Genomic DNA, 20,500 nt, shown 5'->3' with positions numbered 1-20,500 from the left:
TAACCCATGTTCCAGCTTCCCTTCCCCGTCCGTGATGCCAATGCCGGTGGCGGCAGCAAAAACCTTGGCGATCTGCCGGAATGGGATCTGAGCGATCTGTACACCAGCGAAGATGCGCCAGAACTCAAACGTGATCTGGACTGGTTGGAAGAGGCCTGCGCCAGCTTTGCCACCGATTATGAAGGCAAGCTCGCGGATTTGGACGCCAAAGGATTACTGGATTGTGTGCTGCGAAATGAGCGCATTAACCAGATTGCCGGGCGCATCATGTCTTTTGCCGGTCTGCGGTATTACCAACTGACCACAGACGCGGGTCGCGCCAAGTTTATGTCCGACATGCAGGAAAAGATCACCAACTTCACCACGCCGTTGGTCTTCTTCACGCTTGAGCTGAACAAACTGCCGGACGATCATCTGGGCAAGCTCTTGGACCAGAACAACGATCTGGCCCGCTACAAGCCGATTTTCGATCGCATCCGCTTAATGAAGCCCTATCAGCTCTCTGACGAGCTGGAGAAATTCATGCATGATCTGGGGGTCGTCGGGGATGCTTGGGAGCGGATGTTTGATGAGACGATTGCGGGCCTGCAATTCGACGTCAACGGCGAGACGCTTGGCATCGAAGGCACGCTGAACCTGCTGACAGACCCCGATCGCGCCAACCGCGAGGCGGGCGCGCGCGAACTGGCAGATGTCTTTGGCAGCAACATCAAGACCTTCGCCCGCATCCACAACACCCAAGCCAAGGAAAAAGAGATCATTGACCGCTGGCGCGGGATGGAAACGGCACAGACGGGCCGCCACCTGAGCAACCAAGTGGAGCCAGAGGTGGTTGAAGCGCTGCGTGACGCAGTGGTCAAAGCATACCCGAAGCTGTCGCACCGCTATTACGAGTTGAAACGCAAATGGCTGGGCCTCGACGTAATGCAGGTGTGGGACCGCAACGCGCCCTTGCCAATGGAAGACCCCCGCACCGTAGATTGGCCGACCGCAGAAAAGATGGTTATGGACGCCTATACCGCGTTCGATCCCCGCATGGGCGATCTGGCCAAGCCGTTTTTCAACAAGGGCTGGATTGACGCGGCTGTTAAACCGGGAAAGGCACCGGGAGCTTTTGCCCATCCCACAGTCACCGATGTGCACCCCTATGTGATGCTGAACTATCTCGGAAAACCCCGTGATGTCATGACACTGGCACACGAGTTGGGCCACGGTGTGCATCAAGTCCTGGCGGCCGAACAAGGCGAAATGCTTTCTTCCACCCCGCTCACACTGGCCGAAACCGCGAGTGTTTTCGGCGAGATGCTCACCTTCCGCAAAATGCTCGACAACGCCAAGTCAGACAGCGAACGCAAGGTGCTGCTGGCGGGTAAGGTCGAGGATATGATCAATACAGTCGTACGCCAGATCGCCTTCTACGATTTTGAATGCAAGCTGCACGCGGCGCGGCGCGGGGGCGAGTTGACCCCCGATGATATCAACGCGCTTTGGATGTCGGTGCAGGCAGAATCGCTTGGGCCAGCCTTCGAGTTCATGGACGGATACGAGACCTTCTGGGCCTACATCCCGCATTTCGTCCACTCGCCCTTTTATGTCTATGCCTATGCCTTTGGCGACGGCCTGGTAAACGCGCTTTATGCAGTCTACGCCGAAGGCGAGGAAGGCTTCGAAGAGAAATACTTCGACATGCTGAAAGCCGGTGGATCAAAGTACCACAAGGAATTGTTGGCTCCCTTCGGCCTAGATGCCAGCGATCCGGCGTTCTGGGGTAAGGGTCTGTCGATGATCTCGGGCTTCATCGACGAATTGGAAGCGATGGAGGACTAATCGCTCCATGCGTAACAACCAACGCCATCCCGTTTCAGCGGTCTGCTGAAAGGGATGGCGTAGTCGGTTTGCGTGTTCCATTGACCAAAGTCCGGCGTGCGCGGGTTCACGGTATTAAAATCAAACTGAAAATCGCCACCTGTGCGAAACTTCCAGCCCTTGCAAACAGTCGTTAGTTCCTGCCGCATCACCCAGTTTTTTGAGGCCTCGAAACGCGCGTAGCCTGCCAGCCCTTTGGATTGGGACAGCCAGCAATAATCGGCAAGCCCCTGTCCCATCAGATGTTCGCAAACCAGCCCGCCGCCGTAAGCGCCCAGCTTGAAACGCAGGCCCGTCTGATCGCCGAAACGATCAAAGACAACTTTCAGTTCGCGGAAATAGCTCTCGATATGCGGCAGTATATCAGCCGGGCCGTGCTTGCCCAATGTGCCGCCAAAAAGCGCCGTACCTTCCTCCAGATAGACCTCGTAAAAATCCTTGTGCTTGCGGTAGGCACCTGCCCCCATGCCTGTTTTCAAGGTTGCCGCGCGGCTGGCTGAAATCGGTCCACCCGCACTTTTGGCATATTCATAGTTGGCGGATTCCAGTGCCCCATCCACACCGTCGACACCGAAATAGATTGCCGACCCACTTGGCTGCCCGTTGGCAAGCGCCAGTTCGAGGGCCCTCTGCGCATCCAGCGTCGCACGGCCCGGCGTGACGAAAGTAACAGGATTGTCGTTGTTGTGCTGGAATACCGCCAAAACGCTGAAACCCGCGTCGAGAATAGCGCGCGTCTCCTCGGGTACGAGCGTCTTGCAGGGCAGCGTTTCGGCGACGTTGTCGTAGTAGCGGATGATCGTATCAACGCCCATTTGCCGCAGTGCCACCAGCCCCGGCACGCCCCCCCTGTCCGTGAGCTCGGTAATCGGGTGCGATGCATCTATGGCGGTGAAACCGGGATGCGCTTGGCAAGCGGGGCCGGCGACAAGGGGTGTTGAGTAGGCGGCGAAAACAAAGGCAAGCAATAAGGTACGGGTCGTCATGGTGAAATACCTCTGACTGAGAGAGGAGGCTGTGATTAACAGATTGCCCTCAGCCTAGCATGAAAACCCGCGTTCGTCGCTATTTCAACTGGCTGTCCTTTGACCCCCGGCGATTGATCCCGCCACGCGCCTCAAACCGCGCATCCCGTTCGCGCACACATTCGATGCAAAGTTTCACGCCCGGAAGGGCCATGCGGCGGGCTTCCGGGATCGGTTCTTCACATTCGGCGCAATGTGTCCGGCTTTCGCCTACCGGGGCCTTACGCGCCTTTAACCGCGCCAACTCATCGTTGATGGAGGCTTCGATCTGCTCCGACACCGCGCCATCTTTAGCCCAACCGCCTGCCATTCTTCGTCCCTTCCATTAAAAAAACCCTACCCAAAGACATGGGCAGGGTTTCGTTTTCGTCAAGTGACGGGGGATCAGGCTGTCGCCAACATCCCCTTTTCCTTGGCCAGATCACGCATCCGCTTTTGCAGCTTTTCAAAAGCGCGTACTTCGATCTGACGGATCCGTTCCCGACTCACGTCATACTTGCTGCTCAGGTCTTCAAGTGTGATCGTCTCGTCCGACAAACGCCGCTGTGTCAAAATATCCTTCTCACGGTCATTCAGCACATCCATCGCTTCCGCCAGCATCTCGCGCCGCGTTTCCAACTCGTCCCGTTCGGCATAGTCACCGGCCTGATCGGCGTCTTCATCCTCAAGCCAGTCCTGCCACTGCATCGTGCCTTCGCCTTCGGACCCGACCTGCGCATTCAGCGATGCATCACCCCCCGACATGCGCCGGTTCATGGAGACAACTTCGGCCTCGGTCACGCCAAGCTGTGTGGCAATGGTTGCGACATTCTCGGGCCGCAGATCGCCTTCCTCCAACGCGCCAATCTTGTTCTTGGCCTTACGCAGATTGAAGAACAGTTTCTTCTGCCCCGAGGTCGTCCCCAGCTTGACCAGCGACCATGACCGCAGGATGTACTCCTGAATGGACGCTCTGATCCACCACATCGCATAGGTCGCCAATCGGAACCCTTTTTCCGGATCAAAGCGTTTGACCGCCTGCATAAGGCCCACATTCGCCTCCGAGATAACCTCGGCCTGCGGCAAGCCATAGCCGCGATAGCCCATCGCGATTTTTGCAGCCAGGCGCAGGTGCGACGTCACCATCTTGTGCGCCGCTTCTGTATCTTCCTGCTCAACCCAGGCTTTGGCGAGCATATATTCCTCTTCAGGCTCCAGCAGGGGAAACTTGCGGATCTCCTGCATGTAGCGGTTTAGACCACCTTCCGGCGTCGGTGCCGGCAAATTTGCATAATTGGCCATGGTTCTACCTTTCCCTGAATGCCCCATGTTTACGGGCTTAACATTCATATGGTGTTCCGTTGTTAGTGATACAAGACTTGGGGTGCCGGTTTTGTTCATCCTAAAGGAAGAATTGTGAAGATCGGCTTAAGCTGATGGCAGCGCGCCCGGTTCTGAGCAAAACATCAGCTCGCGAGACGCACTTTATCCAACAATTCCGCCATATCAGGTGGCAAAGGTGCCTCAAACCGCACGATTTCACCACTTACCGGATGATCGAATCCCAAAACTGCCGCATGCAGTGCCTGCCGGCTGAACGTCCGCACCGCCTCTGCGGCGATCTCCGGCATGGCTGCTTTTGGCAGTTTGCGCCGTCCTCCGTACGTTGGATCACCTACAAGTGAATGCCCGGCATGCGCCATATGCACCCTGATCTGATGGGTCCGGCCGGTTTCAAGCCAGCATTCCATCAAGGCCAGCACCGGTGGCGTGCCAAAACTCTCGACCGTACGCGCCCGCGTCACCGCATGCCGTCCGCCGGTAAACAGGACGGCCTGACGCTGTCGATCGGTACGGTGACGCGCCAATTGCGTGGTCATCTTGAGAATATTGCCCGGCTCGAAGGACGCTCCCTTGATCCCGCGCAAGCGGGGGTCGTTGGCATCCGGCACGCCATAGACCAGCGCCTTGTAATACCGCTCAACCGTGTGTTTCTCGAATTGCTTGGCGAGCCCGTGATGGGCCGCATCCGACTTCGCAACCACCAGCAAGCCACTGGTATCCTTGTCGATCCGGTGCACAATACCGGGACGTTTCATCCCGCCCACACCCGACAGATCATCACCACAATGGGCCATCAAAGCATTGACCAATGTCCCCGAAGGCGTGCCCGGTGCGGGGTGCACCACCATACCCGCAGGCTTGTTCACAACCACCAGGTCATCATCTTCAAACACCACATCCAACGGTATATCCTCGGGCCGGATATGGCTTTCCTCGGCCTCTTCGACCTCGACCTCAACCACCTGGCCCTCGCACACCACCGCCCTGGGGTCGCGGACCACCTGCCCTGCAATCCGCACCGCCCCCTGTTCAATCAACTTCGCCAGCCGCGTCCGCGACAGGTTCGCCTCCTCTGGCACATCACGCGCCAGCGCCTTATCAAGACGGGGAGGCGGGGTTTCGCCAAATGAAAATGTAATGGTGCGGTGGACTGACATGGATGATCCGATTGAGCCTGCAAACCTGCGGTTTCTGCGGCGGTTGGTGACGGTGCTGACCGCCGTGATGATTTGCGGGGTTCTAGTGGTGATTGCCCTGCTTGTCACGCGCTTGAACCGCGACGCCCCTGCTCTGCCCGATCAAATCACTCTACCGGACGGGGCCAAAGCGCAGGCTTTCACCCAAGGCGCTGATTGGTATGCGATCGTTACCTCAACCGATCAAATCCTGATCTACAACCGCCTTACCGGTGCATTGCAGCAAACCATCCAGATCGACTGACCCTTTCTCTTTTTGGCCTTATATCCCGCGGGGAGTCGATCTTGATCGACGGGGCAGAGCCCCAATTGGACAGCCCGTGTAGAAAGGAGCAAGAGAACAAAGAATGTCGAACCGCGCTTTTGCTTAGGCAAGAGTTCTTATTCGACCCTTCCAAAAATTTTCAAATATTTTGGAAGTGGTACCGCCTCCCCGGCTTGAACGGGGGACCCCTGGTTCCACAAACCAGTGCTCTAACCAACTGAGCTAAGGCGGCACACGAGAGCGATTTAGCCGCCGGTGCCAAAGATTGCAAGACCAAAGGACAGGTGAATTTCGCCTTCTACAGTGTGATTTCCCAATGTTGTTCAATCAAGTCCTGACCAAAGGAGGTGACGGGCTTTGATGAAACCAGCGTCCAGCCGGTTTTGACGTAAAGCGCGCCAGCTGCGCGGTGTGATTCATGTGTCCAAAGTGTCATCCGGCGATATCCGGCCTCTCGGGCAAAACCCATGCACCCGTCCAGCATCCGCCGTGCCAACCCCGTGCCCCTTGCCAACGGCGTCAGTAAAAACAGGCGCAATTTGGCGGCCTCGTCATTCACCGCCACACAAAAGATCGAACCAAGCCGCTGGCCATCTTGCCATGCAATCCAGCCCGCTTCGCGCAGCGGATCGTGATCGGTCAGGAAATCATCGAGGATCGAGCCAACAAGGATGCCGAAACTGGCATCAAAACCTTCAGCCTGCGCATATTGATCGCGATGCTCTGCGACCAGCCAATCGCGATCAGCGGCCCTGAATTTCAATATTTCCGGCGCGGTCATGTCATAGCCTATGTCCAGACTTGCTTGCTTTTCAATCCCTTCCGCGATAGCGCTATGCTCCAAAATCAAGGACGGATAGCATGGGTATCAACGACGAACGCGATATTGAGGCGAACCTGCAAATCGGCCCGACCGACGCGGGCATGGTGCGATTGTTCGTCGAGGGTAACGGGTTCGAGATCCCGATGGACTTCACTCCTGAAGAAGCTTTTGAGATCGCAGAAGAAATTACCGCCGCGGCAAATCGTGTCGCCGGGGCCCGTAAAAACCGCTGAACAAGTTCTAGTCGCGCTGCGGCCACATGTCGGGATCGCGCAGCATATGCAGACGCCGCGCCGCCGTGACGCCGAATTTCTGAACCATCAGCTTGCGCCGGGCCGGTGCCAATTTATCCTCTGGACCCATACGCAGTATTTCGCCCCCATAGGCATCCGCGATGATCAGACCCGTGTCATCGGGCAACAGCTCTGTCGGGAAATCCGAATCAACTGCCCAGAAAAACCGGTCCGCCCATTCCAGATAGCCCTGCCATTTGGAATCGGACGTAAAGTCGGCACGGGATGATTTACACTCAATCACCCAGATCTCGCCTTTCGGCCCTAATGCCATCACATCAACACGCAGCCCGCGCGTCGGGACCAGTTCCTCCACACAAGCAAAGCCGTGGCTGACCAGATGCCGGGCGACTCCGCGTGCCAAAAGCTGGCCGGGTTGCAAGAGCGGAACACTGGGTTGGAAAGCAGGTGTAGACATCCGTAAATACATGAACATTTCGTGAACATGTGCAAGCTTTTTTGCAATGGAATGGTATTTCCAGGTCGAACACCTATTTTAATGCGAACGGGGTGACGCGGGGAAATCGCATGTCTGATACGACCAATAACACACGCGGCGTGCGCTATGCGCAGGAACTAGAAGGTCATCTGGGCTGGCTCGACACTTTTACTGGCACAGCACTCGGCGTACTGGCAACGGCCTCGGGTATCTATACCTATCTTGGCGTCTCCTCCTTGCTGGACAACACCGGCGCGATGTCGGCCTTTGCGGCTATCGCCTATTCGGTGGCTGTCTCGGTGGGGATCTTTGTTTTCTGGTCCTATATGCTGCGTCTTTTTCCGGCGGTACGCGGCGCAAGGGCACGAACCGGGTTGTTGGGCGCAATGGGGCTGGGATCGCTGGCGATCATCGCCATGTCCAGCTGGCTGAACGCGGCAGCATTGGCCGGATCGGCGGCCGTTGAACAACATCTGGCGAGCACTGTGCAAGACTATCAAACGTCTCTGGAACGCGCCCATGAGATTGCAATCTCGGCACAGGGGTTGGAGCGCGATGTCGCCCGCGTGCGGCAAAGCTTTGAAGACCTGAGCGAACAGGAAGCCACAGGCGACTTGTCCGGACTGGCCGGTCGTGGGGCTGTCTTTCGCGTGCTGCGGCAGAAAGCGGCCGAACTCAGCGGTCTTGAAACCCAAATCGCGAGCCAGACGCCGCTGGTCGAACAATCCTTTGCCGAGGGCAACCAGATCCTCAGCCGCATGCGAGCCCTGACCGTTGAACAAGGCCCGGTCGAAGTGCGCTCGGTCGAGTTTTCGGAAAACTCCGTGCGGCTGGCGGGATTGATCACACAGCTGCGCCAACTCTCCGTCGCCGCCTTGGTCGAACGCGCGGCCCAAGACCTCGCAGCCTCCGTTGTCTTGCCGGAACTCGATGCAAGTACCGCCGAAAATCGGGGAGCACAGACCGCGACCATCACATCCGTGCTGGATGTTCTGGCCCAACGTGCCAACACACTCGAACGCGCCGCTCAAGCGGTCATGGCGATGTCCCAGCCGACCGAGACCACATACACACCTATCTCCAGCGCCGATGCTGTGATCCTCTATGCGGGTAATTTCATTCCATCCTGGGCCGGCGCCATCGCAATTGATTTGCTCCCTGCGGTGCTCGTCTTTATCCTAGCCATCACCCAGACCGCGATTAGGTCCGGCCGCGAAGATGCCGATCTCGCCGATACGCTGACGCTTGCCGAACTTCGCGCCGCCGTCGATGCCCTGCGTGACGTTGACCTGTCGATGCGAGGCGACAGCCTCAAAGAGACGCCGGAGGCGAAGGAACCGAAAGCGCAGGTTACCACCCTGAAATCCTCATGAGCGATACCGCGCATCCCAAAACCCGCAGCCCGGTCGCCCGCGTGCTGATGGGCATTCTGGTTTTTCAGCTGGCGCTCGGCGGCTTGCTTTTCTACGGCGATTTGCGTGACGGATTGCGCCTTCCCGGTTTCGGGCCGCGTGCGCCCGCGCTGACCGAACCGATCCGCCCTGGGGACCAAACCCGCCGCTACCGGCCTGATCGCGCGCCCGCGCCCGGTCAGCCGATGCCAAACACTCCCCTACCCGATCGGCTGGTTCTGACAGTGATCGAAGCTGGTGGCACTGTGCTCCTTGAAGGCTCTATCGCCGCAGGTGACGGGGTGCGTTTGGCCAAAGACATCGCCGCGCTTTCCACCCCACCGGAACGGGTCATCCTAAATTCTCCCGGCGGTTCCGTGCGCGACGCGTTGGAGTTGGGCGCTTTCCTCCGCGACAGCGGGTTCGAAACTGCGATGCGGGATGGCGACATATGCTATTCCGCCTGCCCTTACGTTTTAGCCGCGGGAACAGCGCGGGACATACCTGACACTGCATCGGTTGGTGTGCATCAACACTACTTTGGGGAAAGCACTTTGCTGCCTGCCTTCGTCGCTGTGGAGGATATCCAGCGCGGCCAGGGCGAAGTAATGGAATACCTCGATACCATGGGCATCGATCCGCTGGTCATGCGGCACGCGCTGGTGACACCACCGGATGAAATCTACGTTTTGGTGCCAGCAGAATTGCGCGCCTACGGATTTATTGCCGATCTGCCCGAGAGTTGAGCCTTGCCCCTTGTCGGGACCATAGCATCGCCCTACCTATGAAGAGTGACGGGTTCTGGCCTGTTCGTGAGACGTTACATTCCAGTGGCCTTAAGCAAATCCGAGGGAGCTGGCTCTGTTCGAGCCCTGGTTCGTTTATCTGGCGCCCACCTGTATATACAGGTCCTCGGGAATAATAAAACTGACCGGCAGTGGTGGTCCCGTCACACCTTACCCCACATTGGAAATCAGCTTTTGCGCGGCGTTGCAATGACCCGCACGGGAACAGCGCGAACGGGCGTGCCGCCCTTCGGTCCGTGATCTTCGTCTTCGGCCATCAGCATCACTGCCACGCCAGTCTGAACACCCGCAAACACGATGCCGTTCAGGACCCAAAATACAGCCAGAGCCATCAGGCCGATGTCGGATGTCGAAATCAGGTGCCAGAGATTTGCGACGTTAAACCAAAGCAACAGACCTACGAATCCTGCAGCTACCGTGAAACCAATCACGCAATGTTTGATGTAGAACCGAAAAACGTTTGGCATGTCATTATCCCTTCGCATCAAAGATAGCGCTAAAGGATGGTTTGTCCAAACGCGTTAAAACGCCTCAGGCCGCGCCTCGCGGGCCATGTGGTCCAGAACTGCGTTGGTAAAACTCGGCTCTTTTCCGTCAGGAAAGAAGGCGCGTGCAATATCGACGTATTCGCTGATCACCACCTTGGGTGGCGTGCCAGTGTCGCGCAATTCGGCCCCTGCGGCGCGGAACAGGGCGCGGATGGTCGGGTCGATACGTGCAATCGGCCATTTTGCCACCAATGCACGATCGGTCATCTGGTCAATCGGCGCTTGGTAATTCACAGCAGTCTCAAGGACATAGGCGAAGTGATCAATATCCCCGTCCTGCAATTCATCCCCGTCCAGTGTGGCACCAAAGCGGTGTTCGATGAACTCGTTGCGCACGCGCTCCACGGTTTGCGAGGAATGCTCCATCTGGAACAACGCCTGCACGGCGTAAAGCCGGGAAGCGGACTTCATTTTGCGTTTCTGGTTGCCCGACAGACCGGGCGCAGGGGTGGTCATGCTGTTGTATTTCCGTCTGCATCGCCCGCCATCAGCGTGTCTTCGCCGCGTGGCTTGAAGCCGATGCCTTTGTTGGTTTGCGCTCCCTTACGGGCGTGAGCAATCAGATGCAAGGCCGCTGCCGCTGCGCCGCCCCCCTTGTTCTGCCCCTCCGGATCGGCGCGCACCTCGGCCTGAGCCATCGTCTCGACCGTCAGGATACCATTGCCGATGCACAGCCCCTGCAATCCCAGCATGGATAAGGCGCGGCTGCTGTCATTGCAGACTGTCTCGTAGTGTGTGGTCTCACCCCGGATGACACAGCCCAGCGCCACATAGCCATCGTAGTTGTTCCGCCGGTCGCTGATACTGATCGCCGTTGGAATTTCCAATGCGCCGGGCATTTCAACAACGTCGAAATCAGCCCCTGCCGCCTTCAGTTCTGCCTCGGCTCCGGCCCGCAGACCTGCGGCGATGGCGCTGTAGTAGGGCGACACCACAATCAGGACCTTCACAGGCTTATCAAACTCGGGGCGCGCAAGGACGGTATGTTCTGCTGAGGATGCCATGCTCTAGCCTTCCGTGATCGGGCGGGTGCCCACGATTTCAATGTGATAGGCATCAAGGCCCAGATAACGTGTTTCGGGGTTGTCGGTCAGCAGGATCAACTTGCTCAGTCCCATTGTCGACAGGATTTGCGCGCCCAGCCCGGTATTCTTGACCGTACGCGGCCCCTCGTCCTCGTCGTCCAGCCGCAAGCGCGGATAAGGATCACGGAACAATACCACAGCGCCGCGCCCCTCATCGGCGATGATCTGCATCGCGCGGGGCAATTCATCAGCAGGGCTCGGCCCCAGTCCCAGCACATCTTCCAGCGCATTGATCGCATGGGTGCGCACCAGAACCGGCGCATCGCTGGTAATGTCGCCTTTGGACAGCACGACATGGTCTGTGCCGGTGATCTGATCGCTGAACACCTTCATCTGCCAGTCGCCACCATAGGCCGAGGTAACCTCGCGACTGTCGCGCAGGGTCAGCAAATTGTCATGCTTATTGCGATAGGCAATCAGATCGCTGATCGTCCCGATTTTCAAATCATGTGCCTTTGCGACTTCGATCAGATCGGGCAGACGGGCCATCGTGCCGTCTTCCTTCATAATCTCGCAGATCACGCCGGACGGATGCAGCCCCGCCAGACGGCTGATGTCGACCGCAGCTTCGGTATGGCCTGCGCGGACCAGCACACCGCCATCGCGCGCGCGCAGGGGAAAGACATGCCCCGGCGTGGCAATATCAGCGGCGGTGTTGCTCTCGTCGATTGCGGTTGCCACGGTCAGCGCACGGTCGCCCGCTGAAATCCCGGTGCTTACGCCTTCGCGCGCCTCGATGCTGACGGTGAAAGCAGTCTCGTGGCGCGAGGAATTGTTAACCGCCATCATTGGCAGGTCCAACGCCTTGATCCGGTCCGATGTCATCGGCAGGCAGATCAGCCCCCGCCCGTGGGTGGCCATGAAATTGATCGCTGCCGCGTCGGCAAATTGCGCGGGAATAACAAAATCCCCTTCGTTCTCGCGGTCTTCATGATCCACCAAAATGAACATCCGGCCCTGCCGCGCGTCTTCGATAATATCGGCGATTGGTGAGATGGACTGTGCAAGTCCCTCTTCCACGGGTCCGGGTGTTTCAAAGTTCATGGTGCGTCCTCGTCTTTGGCTTGGCATCACATAGCCCAAGCAGGGGGGCTTGACCAGCAGTGCAGCCACAGCTGTAAGCTACAGGAGCTGCGACCAACTCCCCTTCAGTTCCTGGCGAAATAGGCCGCCGCTTCAAGATAGCCCGCCGCCTGTGCAGCGGTGCTCCAGTCGCGTTCCACTGCGGTGTCTCCGATGATCAAAACCTGATCACGGTTCAGTTTCTGGGCATTGACAAAACCGCCCAGATGATCGCGCATCGCACTCCAACTGTCGGTAAATTTCGGGGCGGCGGCGGTGGCGTCCAGCACGGGATTGGCCAGATGCACCATGTCCGCATTCAGCGGCGCATGGACCAGCGCCAGTTTGCGCGCACCCGATACGGCACTGACGATCTCTTGCCGCGGCACCGGAATATAGGGTGCTTCGGCCCGCACGACGCGCAGCGCATTAGATGAAAATAGCAGCCCCATAATGTCCCGCCCGGTCGCTTTGCGCACCGCGGCATAGGTCGGATAATCAACCCCCAACGCGCGCGCACGGGCCACATGCATCTTGACCACCATCAACGGGATCGCCTTTGGCATCGCCGCATCTCGGGCCTTTTGCCACTGGAAGGCGCGGTATTTGCCGCCCCGTTCCATCGTCGGGCCCTGGTTATGGCCGATACCGACCTTCATGACATTTCCGCCAGACGGGCGACATAGCGGGCCAGCGTGTCAATCTCCAGATTTATGCGGTCGCCGACGGCGGTGTCGCCCCAGGTGGTGACCTCTTTGGTATGGGGGATGAAGTTGATACCGAAGTCGCAGTCATCCACCGCATTCACCGTCAGCGAAGTCCCGTTCAGCGCGACTGACCCCTTTGGTGCGATGAACCGCGCCAGATCTTTGGGTGCCCTGAGCGTCACGCGCGTGCTGTCCCCCTCATCGGTCATAGCGACCACCTCGGCCACGCCATCGACATGGCCCGAAACGATATGTCCGCCCAACTCGTCACCCACCTTCAGCGCCCGCTCAAGGTTCAGCCGTTTGCCGACCGTCCAGTTCGATACATTGGTTTTCTCGACCGTTTCGGCCGAAATTTGCACCTCGTACCAATCCGGCCCCAGGCCGACCACAGTCAGGCAGACGCCATCACTGGCAATCGACGCCCCCATGTCGATGCGGGCCGTGTCATAGCCCGTGGTGATCCGCGCACGCAAATCGCCTTCTTGAGTCAGCGCGGCAATTTTTCCCACATCTGTGATGATCCCGGTAAACATATCTGACCCCTCTGCGCTGTGATATCCCTGAGGTAGCGGCAGCGCAGGGCCAAGACAAGCACCGTAGCCGCCATATTTTCGCCGCCATTATAAGGTTCAACTAGACCATCCTTCGGCATAGCAAGGAAGATGATGCACGCGAACGCCACAAAAAGGCGGGTTTTTCTGTTTTTGCAGGGCCCGCATGGACCGTTCTTTCACCGACTGGGCAAGATGCTCCGTCTGGCGGGGGCCGAAGTCTGGCGCGTGGGCTTTAATGCGGGCGATCGAGCGTTCTGGTTTCATCCGCGCAGCTATATTCCCTATCGAGGAACAGCCGCCGACTGGGCGATCACCTTCACTGCGATGATCAAGGAAAAGAACGTCACCGACATCGTTCTATATGGCGACACACGCCCCATTCACGCCCAAGCCGTAGCCGAGGCCAAAAGGCGCGGCATCACCGTGCATGTGTTCGAAGAAGGCTACATGCGGCCCTATTGGGTCACCTACGAGCGCGGAGGTTCGAACGGCAATTCGCGGCTGATGGAGATGACCATCCCGCAAATGCAGACCGCGCTTGCGCAATCGGATATGGAAGCACCCTTGCCCCCGGGCCATTGGGGCGACATGCGCCAGCACATCTTCTATGGTGCCCTTTACCATTGGTTTGTGATGTTCCGGAATGGCGATTATCGCAACTTCCGCCCGCACCGCAGCCTGCCGGTGACCAAGGAATTCGCGCTTTACGTCAAACGCCTGCTGCTGATGCCGGTCCTGTCGGCGGACCGTTTGATTTCGACTCTACGCATCCGTCTGGGCGGCTTTCCCTATCATCTCGCCCTCTTGCAGTTGGAGCATGACAGCTCGTTTCAAATGCATTCGCCATTCAACACAGTGTCCGATTTCCTTGAACAGGTGATCGCGGGCTTTGCCGAAGGTGCGCCGAAACACCACCACCTTGTTGTCAAAGCCCATCCGCTGGAAGATGGCCGCGTGCCCGTGCGCCGGGAGCTCAAGCGCCTGGCGCGTGAAATGGGGGTCGCATCCCGCGTCCACTATGTACGCGGCGGCAAGCTGGCGCAGCTTTTGAATGATGCGCGGTCTGCCGTGACGGTGAATTCGACCGCCGGGCAACAGGTGCTCTGGCGCGGCATTCCGCTCAAAGTCTTTGGCCGCGCGGTCTATGCCAAGCCCGAGTTCGTGTCCGACCAGCCTTTGGCCGAGTTCTTTGCCGGCGCTTCCCGTCCGGACAACAAGGCTTATAAAGACTATCGCCGCTATCTGCTTGAAACCTCACAGATTCCGGGCGGCTTTTATTCCGCACGCGGGCGGCGTCAGCTGCTACGGCAGGTGGTCGATATGATGCTTTCCGGCGAAGATCCCTATGATGCGCTGCAATCGGGCACCGCGGCCCCACGGCAACAGTTGCGCGTTGTCACCTGATCTAAGCATCTCACGACACTGGATTTTCAAAACCTCCTGCGCTACGCTGACGGAAATAACGTCGAAAAATCGGCGAATTTTGAGGCAGAGTTGAATAGGTCGAGGAGACCGGGCAGTGAAATCCGTATATTCACGGTGGGCGCGTCCCATCGCAACCATTGCGGCCTTGGCCGTGGTATCATCATGTGGTCTGCCGCAGGTCGGCCCGAACAAACGGCAAATCTTTGCAGGCTCTGTGCAGAAGGAAGGCGACGCTTTTGTGGTTTCGGTCAACGACCGCGTGACCCGCGCCACAGCCGTGGTACCAGCGCTTGGTTTCTCGAATGCTTTCAAAAACGCCGCACAACTCGGGTCTGATACGATCCGCGCAGGCGATGTTCTGGGCATCACTGTTTATGAAAACGTCGACGATCCGCTTTTGGGTGTCGAAGGCGCCCCCGCCACTGTGCTTGAAGAAGTGCAGGTAGACGGTGCTGGCTTTATCTTTATTCCCTACGCGGGCCGGATCAAAGCCGCGGGCAATACGCCTGACGCCATCCGCCGCATCATCACCAACCGCTTGGGCGAACAAACGCCTGACCCGCAGGTTGAAGTGCGCCGTGCCGCGGGGGACGGATCGACCGTGTCGCTGATTGGCTCTGTCGGGGCGCAGGGAGTTTACGCGATCGAGCGTCCGACCCGCACGCTTGGTACGATGCTGGCGCAGGCAGGCGGCGTGACCATCACGCCAGAGATCGCGCAGATCACCGTCATTCGTGGAAACCAACGCGGCAAGATCTGGCTACAGGATCTTTATGACCACCCGCAGCTTGATATCGCCCTGCGCGCCAATGACCGCATTTTGGTCGAGGAAGACACACGTTCCTTCACCGCCTTGGGTGCAACCGGCGGGCAGGCACAGGTGCCATTTGAATCGCAAACCCTTTCCGCGCTTGAGGGGATCGCACAGGTCGGCGGCCTGAACGCGGCGACCGCGGACCCGACAGGCGTTTTTGTCTTCCGCAACGAGCCGGAGGAGGTCGCAGCGCAGGTACTGGGCCGCAGCGATCTGCAAGGTGCACAGCGCATGGTCTATGTGCTGGATCTGACACAGCCCAACGGCATGTTCATGGCGCGTGACTTCGTGATCCGCGATGGCGATACACTCTATGTCACCGAAGCGCCGTTCACCCAGTGGAACAAGGTGATTTCCGCGATCACAGGCACCGCCTCTTCGGCCGCCGGGCTGACAACGCTTTCGGGCGGCTGACGCACATGGGCCTCGGGCCTGAAATCTATGACACCCCCGCCGCCGGTCCCGTACAGGACCGGCGGCTTTTCGTCTATAATGGCGGGTTTCTGACCCAACGCCGCGTGCGGCGCATCCTGCAGCTTGCGGGCAACTCTCTGCACATCGGATTGCCCAAGGATGGCGATCACATTGCGATCTGGGGCAATTCACCCACCGCCCATCGCGGTCTTGCTGTGGCTGCGAAATTTGACGCGCCGCTGGTCCGGGTCGAAGACGCTTTTCTGCGCTCACTGCACCCGGGCCGCGCTGGTGCGCCGCCTTTGGGTTTGCTTATAGACGCGAAGGGCGTGCATTTCGATCCAAGCACGCCAAGTGAATTGGAAGAGCTGCTTGCCAGCCATCCACTGGACAACACCGATCTTTTGAACCGCGCACGGGGTGCCATCGCCCGCCTGAGCGAAGCGCACCTGACGAAGTACACCGGTTTCGACGCCGATACGCCTGCCCCACCGCCGGGCTATGTTCTGGTCATCGACCAGACCCGTGGCGATGCGTCGGTCACGGCTTCGGGTGCAGATCGCGCACGTTTCGTGGAAATGCTGGTCTTTGCGCAGGAAGAGCACCCCGGCTGCCCGGTAATCATCAAGACGCATCCCGAGACTGCGCAGGGCTACCGCGCTGGCTATTTCACCGACGCCGATGCCAATGACCGTATTACCCTGCTGGACACGCCCGTCAGCCCTTGGACGCTGTTTGAAGGGGCCGTCGGGGTCTATACCGTGTCGTCACAGATGGGATTTGAGGCAATATTTGCGGGCCACAAGCCGCGTGTCTTTGGCCAGCCGTTCTATGCAGGCTGGGGCCTGACAGCGGATGAGTTTCCTGTGCCACGTCGTCAGCGTGTGCTGACCCGTCCCCAGCTGTTTGCCGCCACGATGATCCTCTACCCCAAATGGTACGACCCTTTTCGCGATTGTTTATGCTCCCTCGAAACCGCGATCGACACGCTGGCCGCCGAGACACGCCAATGGCGCGAGGATCACGCGGGCTGGGCTGCGTCGGCCATGCGGATGTGGAAGCGCAGCCCGCTGCAAGGGTTCTTTGGCACCTATAAACCTGTGCTTTTCGAGGATGACCCCGCCAAGGCCCGTCAGTCGGGCCGTCCCTGGATGGTCTGGGCCGGCAAGGCGCAGGTGGGACATGCGGATGCTGCCCGCGTCGAGGATGGCTTCTTGCGGTCCAAGGGGTTGGGCGCTGATCTGATCCCGCCCCTGTCGCTGGTCTGTGACGATCTGGGCATCTACTATGATCCCTCCCGCCCCAGCCGAATTGAAAAATGGATCGAGGCCCGCGCCACCTTGCGGCCAGACCAGCGTGCCCGCGCCACGCGGCTGATTGAAACCCTGACCCAAGGCGGCTTGAGCAAATACAACCTGAGTGCCCCCCTGCCCGATCTGAGCGCTTTGCCGGATGGTCCTCGGATCCTTGTCCCCGGACAGGTCGAGGACGATGCCTCTATCCTCACCGGCGCAGGAGACATAGCGACGAACCGCGCACTCTTGCAGGCTGTCCGTTCGGCGCGCCCCGATGCGGTTGTCCTGTATAAGCCGCACCCTGATGTAGAGGCAGGCCTGCGCAGCGGCGCGGTGGAGGCGGACGGGCTAACCGATATGGTACTCTCCAATGCCGACCCGATTGCGCTTTTGGCTCATGTGGATGAGGTCTGGACCATGACCTCCCTTCTGGGGTTCGAAGCCCTGCTTCGCGGCGTGCCAGTCACCACGTTTGGCGCGCCGTTCTATGCTGGTTGGAGATTGACGACCGATAAGGGCGATATCCCGCCACGCCGCCGGGCAGAACCGACGCTCGAAGGTTTGGTACATGCGGCGCTGATCGACTATCCGCGCTACCGCGACCCGAAGACCGGCCTGCCCTGTCCTGTCGAAGTCATCACAGAGCGGTTGGCGCGTGGCGATATCCCCCGTCCCGGGACCGCGAACCGCCTACTGGCAAAGCTGCAAGGGCTCATGGCAACGCAAGCACATCTATGGCGGCGTTAGCGTCGCCGCGTCCAGATATGAAAGATGTCCGCCCCGATTTGACGGGTCGAGATCAGATCAAAGCGCGGTGCCTCGCCCAGTTTGGGCAGACCCATCGCGCCAATGCCGGGCAGGCCTTCGGCCCCGATCACCAGACCAGCGGTAAAGCCGACCAGTTCGTCCACCTGATCCGCCTCGATCAAGGAAGCCGCAAGCGCGCCGCCGCCTTCGCAAAACACGCGCGTCAAACCGTGGCCGCCCAACTGCTGCATCACGTCAACAGGATCAAGCTTGCTTCCCCGCGTCTTGCAACGCAGCAATGTCGCCCCCAGGTCGGTCCAGGTCTTGATCAGCGTCGGTTCTGCATCAGGCCCATGGCACAAGATCACAGGCACCTCTTGCGCCGTCTGGGCCAGTTTGCCCATCAACGGCAGGTCGAGCCTGCGGGACACGACGATCCGTGCCGGTTGATGAGCAATGCCAATATCGCGCACCGTAAGGCTGGGGTTATCCTTGCGTGCCGTGGCTCCACCGACCATCACCGCGTCATGGCGGCTGCGCATGGCGTGGACCATACGCCGTGCATCAGGGCCGGTGATCCACTGGCTTTCACCCGTACCAGTGGCGATGCGCCCGTCAAACGAGCTTGCCAACTTGAGTGTTAAAAAGGGGCGTCCATGATCAGTGCGTTGGGTGAAACCGGCATGATCACGGGCTGCCACCTTGGCACCGAACCCGACCACCACATCGATGCCCGCGCTGCGCAACATGGCAAACCCACGGCCATCAACGCGGGGATCACTGTCCGATACCGCCACGACCACTTTAGCCACGCCCGCATCGATCAATGCCTCAGCGCAGGGCGGGGTTTTGCCGTGGTGCGCGCATGGTTCTAGCGTCACATAGACGGTTGCGCCCCTGGCCGCTTCGCCGGCCTGCGCCAGCGCTTGAGGCTCCGCATGGGGTCTGCCGCCATCCTGCGTCCAGCCCCGGCCGACTATGACGCCGCCACTGACGATAACGCAGCCCACAGCCGGGTTGGGCCAGGTCCGACCCTGCCCGCGCCGCCCCAAACTCAGGGCAAGCGCCATAAAGCGGGTGTCGCTCACTCTTCCGAAGGTTGATCTGGGCGGAGTTCCTGCACGAACTTGTCGAAATCATCCGCTGCCTGGAAGTTTTTGTAGACACTGGCAAACCGCACGTAGGCCACCGTGTCGATCCGCGCCAACGCCTCCATCACGATCTCGCCGATCTGTTTGGAGCCTATGTCAGTCTCGCCCATGCTTTCCAGCCGCCGCACGATGCCACTGATCATCTGGTCAATGCGCTCTGGATCGATGGGGCGTTTCTGCATGGAAATGCGGATCGAGCGTTCCAGCTTGTCACGGTCAAAATCCTCGCGCTTGCCAGAGGTTTTGATCACCACCAGATCACGCAACTGCACCCGTTCGTAGGTGGTGAAACGTCCGCCGCAGGCAGGACAAAACCGCCGCCGCCGGATCGAGACGTGATCCTCTGCGGGTCGTGAATCCTTGACCTGAGTGTCGATATTTCCGCAAAACGGGCAGCGCATCGCTTCGCCTTTCCTATAAATCTGTACCCTCTTGTGGGGCATACGGCTGAATTCCCCACAGGTATAGGCGCTATGCAGGGTGTTGGGTAGGGGCGAAATGTACCGCAACATCTGGGGGACAGAATGAATGCGTGAACTGATCTTTATCTGGCGCGTTAGGGACGGAACCCAGATATAAAAGGAATTTTTTCATGTCCAAGACGTTGTTCATCACCGGCGCATCCAGCGGAATCGGCGAAGCAACTGCAAAGGCCGCCGCGAAGGCAGGTTGGAACGTCGGGCTGTTCGCCCGCAGTGAAGACAAGCTGAACCAGATCGCGGAAGATATCGGCGATCAGGCGATGGTGCTGACCGGCGATGCCACCGACTATGATGCGCAGAAGGACGCCATTGCAAAGCTGGTCGACAAATTTGGCGGGCTCGACGCAGTCTTTGCTAATGCGGGGCGCGGCACATCGCAATCCGGAACTGAAGATGGCGATCCCGAAGATTGGAAAGGCATGATCGACCTGAACATCATGGGCGCGCTCTACACAGCCCACGCATCCCTGCCCCACCTGCGCGAAACCACCGGCCAGTATGTGGTCACCGGCTCTCTTGCGGGGCGGCGGCACTTGAAAGGCTCCATCTACGGCTCAACCAAGTGGTTTATCCACGGGTTTGCCGGCAATCTGGCTGATGAAATGGCCGAATGGGGTGGCCGCTGTATGGTTGTCTCGCCCGGCATGGTGAACACCGCCTTCTTTGACGAGGCGAAACCAGACAAGCTGCAGCCCGACGATGTGGCGAACGCTGTCCTCCACGCACTTGAAGCGCCTGCGCATGCCTCGATCCGCGAAATCCATCTGATGCCGGTTGGCTAAAAGT

Annotated in this window: 23 protein-coding genes and 1 tRNA gene; 9 read left to right on the top strand and 15 right to left on the bottom strand. The window is 59.1% G+C overall.

What is annotated here, in order from left to right:
• Window positions 1–6 precede the first annotated feature (6 nt).
• Entirely contained in the window at window positions 7–1,827 is a 1,821-nt protein-coding gene (locus Z945_RS0112185) for a M3 family oligoendopeptidase (RefSeq protein ID WP_025052389.1), read from the top strand.
• Here Z945_RS0112185 and Z945_RS0112180 read toward each other — a convergent pair.
• The 4 genes from Z945_RS0112180 to Z945_RS0112165 form a co-directional block, all read right to left on the bottom strand.
• Window positions 1,824–2,852, bottom strand: a complete 1,029-nt coding sequence (locus Z945_RS0112180) for a glycoside hydrolase domain-containing protein (RefSeq protein ID WP_025052388.1) — start codon at window positions 2,850–2,852, stop codon at window positions 1,824–1,826. The two genes, Z945_RS0112185 and Z945_RS0112180, sit on opposite strands and share 4 nt — an antisense overlap.
• Window positions 2,853–2,931: 79 nt before the next feature.
• Window positions 2,932–3,201, bottom strand: a complete 270-nt coding sequence (locus Z945_RS0112175) for a DksA/TraR family C4-type zinc finger protein (protein WP_025052387.1) — start codon at window positions 3,199–3,201, stop codon at window positions 2,932–2,934.
• Between the two features lie 74 nt (window positions 3,202–3,275).
• Window positions 3,276–4,172, bottom strand: coding sequence for an RNA polymerase sigma factor RpoH (gene rpoH / locus Z945_RS0112170; protein WP_025052386.1), 897 nt, complete (start codon window positions 4,170–4,172; stop codon window positions 3,276–3,278).
• 164 nt (window positions 4,173–4,336) lie between these two features.
• Complete coding sequence (locus Z945_RS0112165) at window positions 4,337–5,371, bottom strand: RluA family pseudouridine synthase (protein WP_025052385.1); 1,035 nt, start codon at window positions 5,369–5,371, stop codon at window positions 4,337–4,339.
• Between Z945_RS0112165 and Z945_RS0112160 the strand changes: the two genes are divergently transcribed.
• Entirely contained in the window at window positions 5,370–5,654 is a 285-nt protein-coding gene (locus Z945_RS0112160; RefSeq protein ID WP_025052384.1) for a DUF6476 family protein, read from the top strand. The two genes, Z945_RS0112165 and Z945_RS0112160, sit on opposite strands and share 2 nt — an antisense overlap.
• Window positions 5,655–5,830: 176 nt before the next feature.
• On the opposite strand, the gene Z945_RS0112155 is transcribed toward Z945_RS0112160, so the two are convergent.
• Window positions 5,831–5,907, bottom strand: a tRNA-His gene (locus Z945_RS0112155).
• A 66-nt stretch (window positions 5,908–5,973) separates the two neighbouring features.
• A complete protein-coding gene (locus Z945_RS0112150; protein ID WP_025052383.1) occupies window positions 5,974–6,456 on the bottom strand; it encodes a GNAT family N-acetyltransferase in 483 nt (160 codons plus the stop codon).
• Window positions 6,457–6,536: 80 nt separating this feature from the next.
• On the opposite strand from Z945_RS0112150, the gene Z945_RS0112145 reads away from it, so the two are divergent.
• Window positions 6,537–6,731, top strand: a complete 195-nt coding sequence (locus Z945_RS0112145; protein ID WP_025052382.1) for a DUF6324 family protein — start codon at window positions 6,537–6,539, stop codon at window positions 6,729–6,731.
• 7 nt (window positions 6,732–6,738) lie between these two features.
• Here Z945_RS0112145 and Z945_RS0112140 read toward each other — a convergent pair whose 3' ends face one another.
• Window positions 6,739–7,209, bottom strand: a complete 471-nt coding sequence (locus Z945_RS0112140) for an MmcB family DNA repair protein (protein WP_025052381.1) — start codon at window positions 7,207–7,209, stop codon at window positions 6,739–6,741.
• 110 nt (window positions 7,210–7,319) lie between these two features.
• Between Z945_RS0112140 and Z945_RS0112135 the strand changes: the two genes are divergently transcribed.
• Window positions 7,320–8,603: a hypothetical protein gene (locus tag Z945_RS0112135; RefSeq protein ID WP_025052380.1), complete on the top strand. Its 1,284-nt coding sequence runs from the start codon at window positions 7,320–7,322 to the stop codon at window positions 8,601–8,603.
• On the top strand, window positions 8,600–9,367 hold the full coding sequence (locus tag Z945_RS0112130) for a COG3904 family protein (protein WP_025052379.1): 768 nt from the start codon (window positions 8,600–8,602) through the stop codon (window positions 9,365–9,367). The genes Z945_RS0112135 and Z945_RS0112130 overlap by 4 nt, the downstream gene beginning before the upstream one ends.
• 227 nt (window positions 9,368–9,594) lie before the next feature.
• Here Z945_RS0112130 and Z945_RS0112125 read toward each other — a convergent pair whose 3' ends face one another.
• The 6 genes from Z945_RS0112125 to Z945_RS0112100 all read right to left on the bottom strand — a co-directional run bounded on the left by Z945_RS0112125 (window position 9,595) and on the right by Z945_RS0112100 (window position 13,365).
• A complete protein-coding gene (locus tag Z945_RS0112125) occupies window positions 9,595–9,894 on the bottom strand; it encodes a hypothetical protein (RefSeq protein ID WP_025052378.1) in 300 nt (99 codons plus the stop codon).
• A gap of 54 nt (window positions 9,895–9,948) precedes the next feature.
• On the bottom strand, window positions 9,949–10,431 hold the full coding sequence (nusB, locus tag Z945_RS0112120) for a transcription antitermination factor NusB (RefSeq protein ID WP_025052377.1): 483 nt from the start codon (window positions 10,429–10,431) through the stop codon (window positions 9,949–9,951).
• Complete coding sequence (locus tag Z945_RS0112115) at window positions 10,428–10,979, bottom strand: 6,7-dimethyl-8-ribityllumazine synthase (protein WP_025052376.1); 552 nt, start codon at window positions 10,977–10,979, stop codon at window positions 10,428–10,430. The genes nusB and Z945_RS0112115 overlap by 4 nt, the downstream gene beginning before the upstream one ends.
• Window positions 10,980–10,982: 3 nt before the next feature.
• Window positions 10,983–12,104, bottom strand: coding sequence for a 3,4-dihydroxy-2-butanone-4-phosphate synthase (gene ribB, locus Z945_RS0112110; RefSeq protein WP_025052375.1), 1,122 nt, complete (start codon window positions 12,102–12,104; stop codon window positions 10,983–10,985).
• A 104-nt stretch (window positions 12,105–12,208) separates the two neighbouring features.
• Complete coding sequence (locus tag Z945_RS0112105; protein WP_025052374.1) at window positions 12,209–12,781, bottom strand: hypothetical protein; 573 nt, start codon at window positions 12,779–12,781, stop codon at window positions 12,209–12,211.
• Window positions 12,778–13,365: a riboflavin synthase gene (locus Z945_RS0112100; RefSeq protein ID WP_025052373.1), complete on the bottom strand. Its 588-nt coding sequence runs from the start codon at window positions 13,363–13,365 to the stop codon at window positions 12,778–12,780. The genes Z945_RS0112105 and Z945_RS0112100 overlap by 4 nt, the downstream gene beginning before the upstream one ends.
• Window positions 13,366–13,497: 132 nt before the next feature.
• Between Z945_RS0112100 and Z945_RS0112095 the strand changes: the two genes are divergently transcribed.
• The 3 genes from Z945_RS0112095 to Z945_RS0112085 all read left to right on the top strand — a co-directional run bounded on the left by Z945_RS0112095 (window position 13,498) and on the right by Z945_RS0112085 (window position 18,081).
• Window positions 13,498–14,790, top strand: a complete 1,293-nt coding sequence (locus Z945_RS0112095; RefSeq protein ID WP_025052372.1) for a capsule biosynthesis protein — start codon at window positions 13,498–13,500, stop codon at window positions 14,788–14,790.
• Between the two features lie 115 nt (window positions 14,791–14,905).
• The gene (locus Z945_RS0112090) at window positions 14,906–16,039 is read left to right on the top strand and encodes a polysaccharide biosynthesis/export family protein (RefSeq protein WP_025052371.1); all 1,134 of its coding nucleotides are present in this window, start codon (window positions 14,906–14,908) and stop codon (window positions 16,037–16,039) included.
• A gap of 5 nt (window positions 16,040–16,044) precedes the next feature.
• Window positions 16,045–18,081, top strand: a complete 2,037-nt coding sequence (locus tag Z945_RS0112085; RefSeq protein ID WP_025052370.1) for a capsular polysaccharide biosynthesis protein — start codon at window positions 16,045–16,047, stop codon at window positions 18,079–18,081.
• Here the strand turns inward: Z945_RS0112085 and ribD are convergent.
• Together ribD and nrdR are read right to left on the bottom strand one after the other, a co-directional pair.
• Window positions 18,078–19,169 (bottom strand): bifunctional diaminohydroxyphosphoribosylaminopyrimidine deaminase/5-amino-6-(5-phosphoribosylamino)uracil reductase RibD, encoded by a 1,092-nt coding sequence (gene ribD / locus Z945_RS0112080; RefSeq protein WP_025052369.1) that lies wholly within the window; start codon window positions 19,167–19,169, stop codon window positions 18,078–18,080. The two genes, Z945_RS0112085 and ribD, sit on opposite strands and share 4 nt — an antisense overlap.
• A complete protein-coding gene (nrdR, locus tag Z945_RS0112075) occupies window positions 19,166–19,633 on the bottom strand; it encodes a transcriptional regulator NrdR (protein ID WP_025052368.1) in 468 nt (155 codons plus the stop codon). Before nrdR ends, ribD begins: the two co-directional genes overlap by 4 nt.
• Window positions 19,634–19,824: 191 nt before the next feature.
• Between nrdR and Z945_RS0112070 the strand changes: the two genes are divergently transcribed.
• Window positions 19,825–20,496 carry an SDR family oxidoreductase gene (locus Z945_RS0112070; RefSeq protein WP_025052367.1) on the top strand — a complete coding sequence of 224 codons (672 nt, stop codon included), beginning with the start codon at window positions 19,825–19,827 and terminating at the stop codon, window positions 20,494–20,496.
• The last annotated feature ends 4 nt before the right edge of the window (window positions 20,497–20,500 follow it).

The sequence above is a fragment of the Sulfitobacter noctilucae genome, from assembly GCF_000622365.1.
GTDB classification, from domain to species: Bacteria; Pseudomonadota; Alphaproteobacteria; order Rhodobacterales; family Rhodobacteraceae; genus Sulfitobacter; species Sulfitobacter noctilucae.
The sequence above is the reverse complement of the archived record's forward strand: the minus strand, read 5'-3'. Positions and strand labels throughout refer to the sequence as shown.

What these genes read in the sequence shown, in the direction of transcription:
- Z945_RS0112185 (WP_025052389.1), top strand. Translation starts at nt 7, where the DNA reads ATGTTCCAGCTTCCCTTCCCCGTCCGTGATGCCAATGCCGGTGGCGGC.
- Z945_RS0112180 (WP_025052388.1), bottom strand. Translation starts at nt 2,852, where the DNA reads ATGACGACCCGTACCTTATTGCTTGCCTTTGTTTTCGCCGCCTACTCA.
- Z945_RS0112175 (WP_025052387.1), bottom strand. Translation starts at nt 3,201, where the DNA reads ATGGCAGGCGGTTGGGCTAAAGATGGCGCGGTGTCGGAGCAGATCGAA.
- rpoH (WP_025052386.1), bottom strand. Translation starts at nt 4,172, where the DNA reads ATGGCCAATTATGCAAATTTGCCGGCACCGACGCCGGAAGGTGGTCTA.
- Z945_RS0112160 (WP_025052384.1), top strand. Translation starts at nt 5,370, where the DNA reads ATGGATGATCCGATTGAGCCTGCAAACCTGCGGTTTCTGCGGCGGTTG.
- Z945_RS0112165 (WP_025052385.1), bottom strand. Translation starts at nt 5,371, where the DNA reads ATGTCAGTCCACCGCACCATTACATTTTCATTTGGCGAAACCCCGCCT.
- Z945_RS0112150 (WP_025052383.1), bottom strand. Translation starts at nt 6,456, where the DNA reads ATGACCGCGCCGGAAATATTGAAATTCAGGGCCGCTGATCGCGATTGG.
- Z945_RS0112145 (WP_025052382.1), top strand. Translation starts at nt 6,537, where the DNA reads ATGGGTATCAACGACGAACGCGATATTGAGGCGAACCTGCAAATCGGC.
- Z945_RS0112140 (WP_025052381.1), bottom strand. Translation starts at nt 7,209, where the DNA reads ATGTCTACACCTGCTTTCCAACCCAGTGTTCCGCTCTTGCAACCCGGC.
- Z945_RS0112135 (WP_025052380.1), top strand. Translation starts at nt 7,320, where the DNA reads ATGTCTGATACGACCAATAACACACGCGGCGTGCGCTATGCGCAGGAA.
- Z945_RS0112130 (WP_025052379.1), top strand. Translation starts at nt 8,600, where the DNA reads ATGAGCGATACCGCGCATCCCAAAACCCGCAGCCCGGTCGCCCGCGTG.
- Z945_RS0112125 (WP_025052378.1), bottom strand. Translation starts at nt 9,894, where the DNA reads ATGCCAAACGTTTTTCGGTTCTACATCAAACATTGCGTGATTGGTTTC.
- nusB (WP_025052377.1), bottom strand. Translation starts at nt 10,431, where the DNA reads ATGACCACCCCTGCGCCCGGTCTGTCGGGCAACCAGAAACGCAAAATG.
- Z945_RS0112115 (WP_025052376.1), bottom strand. Translation starts at nt 10,979, where the DNA reads ATGGCATCCTCAGCAGAACATACCGTCCTTGCGCGCCCCGAGTTTGAT.
- ribB (WP_025052375.1), bottom strand. Translation starts at nt 12,104, where the DNA reads ATGAACTTTGAAACACCCGGACCCGTGGAAGAGGGACTTGCACAGTCC.
- Z945_RS0112105 (WP_025052374.1), bottom strand. Translation starts at nt 12,781, where the DNA reads ATGAAGGTCGGTATCGGCCATAACCAGGGCCCGACGATGGAACGGGGC.
- Z945_RS0112100 (WP_025052373.1), bottom strand. Translation starts at nt 13,365, where the DNA reads ATGTTTACCGGGATCATCACAGATGTGGGAAAAATTGCCGCGCTGACT.
- Z945_RS0112095 (WP_025052372.1), top strand. Translation starts at nt 13,498, where the DNA reads ATGCACGCGAACGCCACAAAAAGGCGGGTTTTTCTGTTTTTGCAGGGC.
- Z945_RS0112085 (WP_025052370.1), top strand. Translation starts at nt 16,045, where the DNA reads ATGGGCCTCGGGCCTGAAATCTATGACACCCCCGCCGCCGGTCCCGTA.
- nrdR (WP_025052368.1), bottom strand. Translation starts at nt 19,633, where the DNA reads ATGCGCTGCCCGTTTTGCGGAAATATCGACACTCAGGTCAAGGATTCA.
- Z945_RS0112070 (WP_025052367.1), top strand. Translation starts at nt 19,825, where the DNA reads ATGTCCAAGACGTTGTTCATCACCGGCGCATCCAGCGGAATCGGCGAA.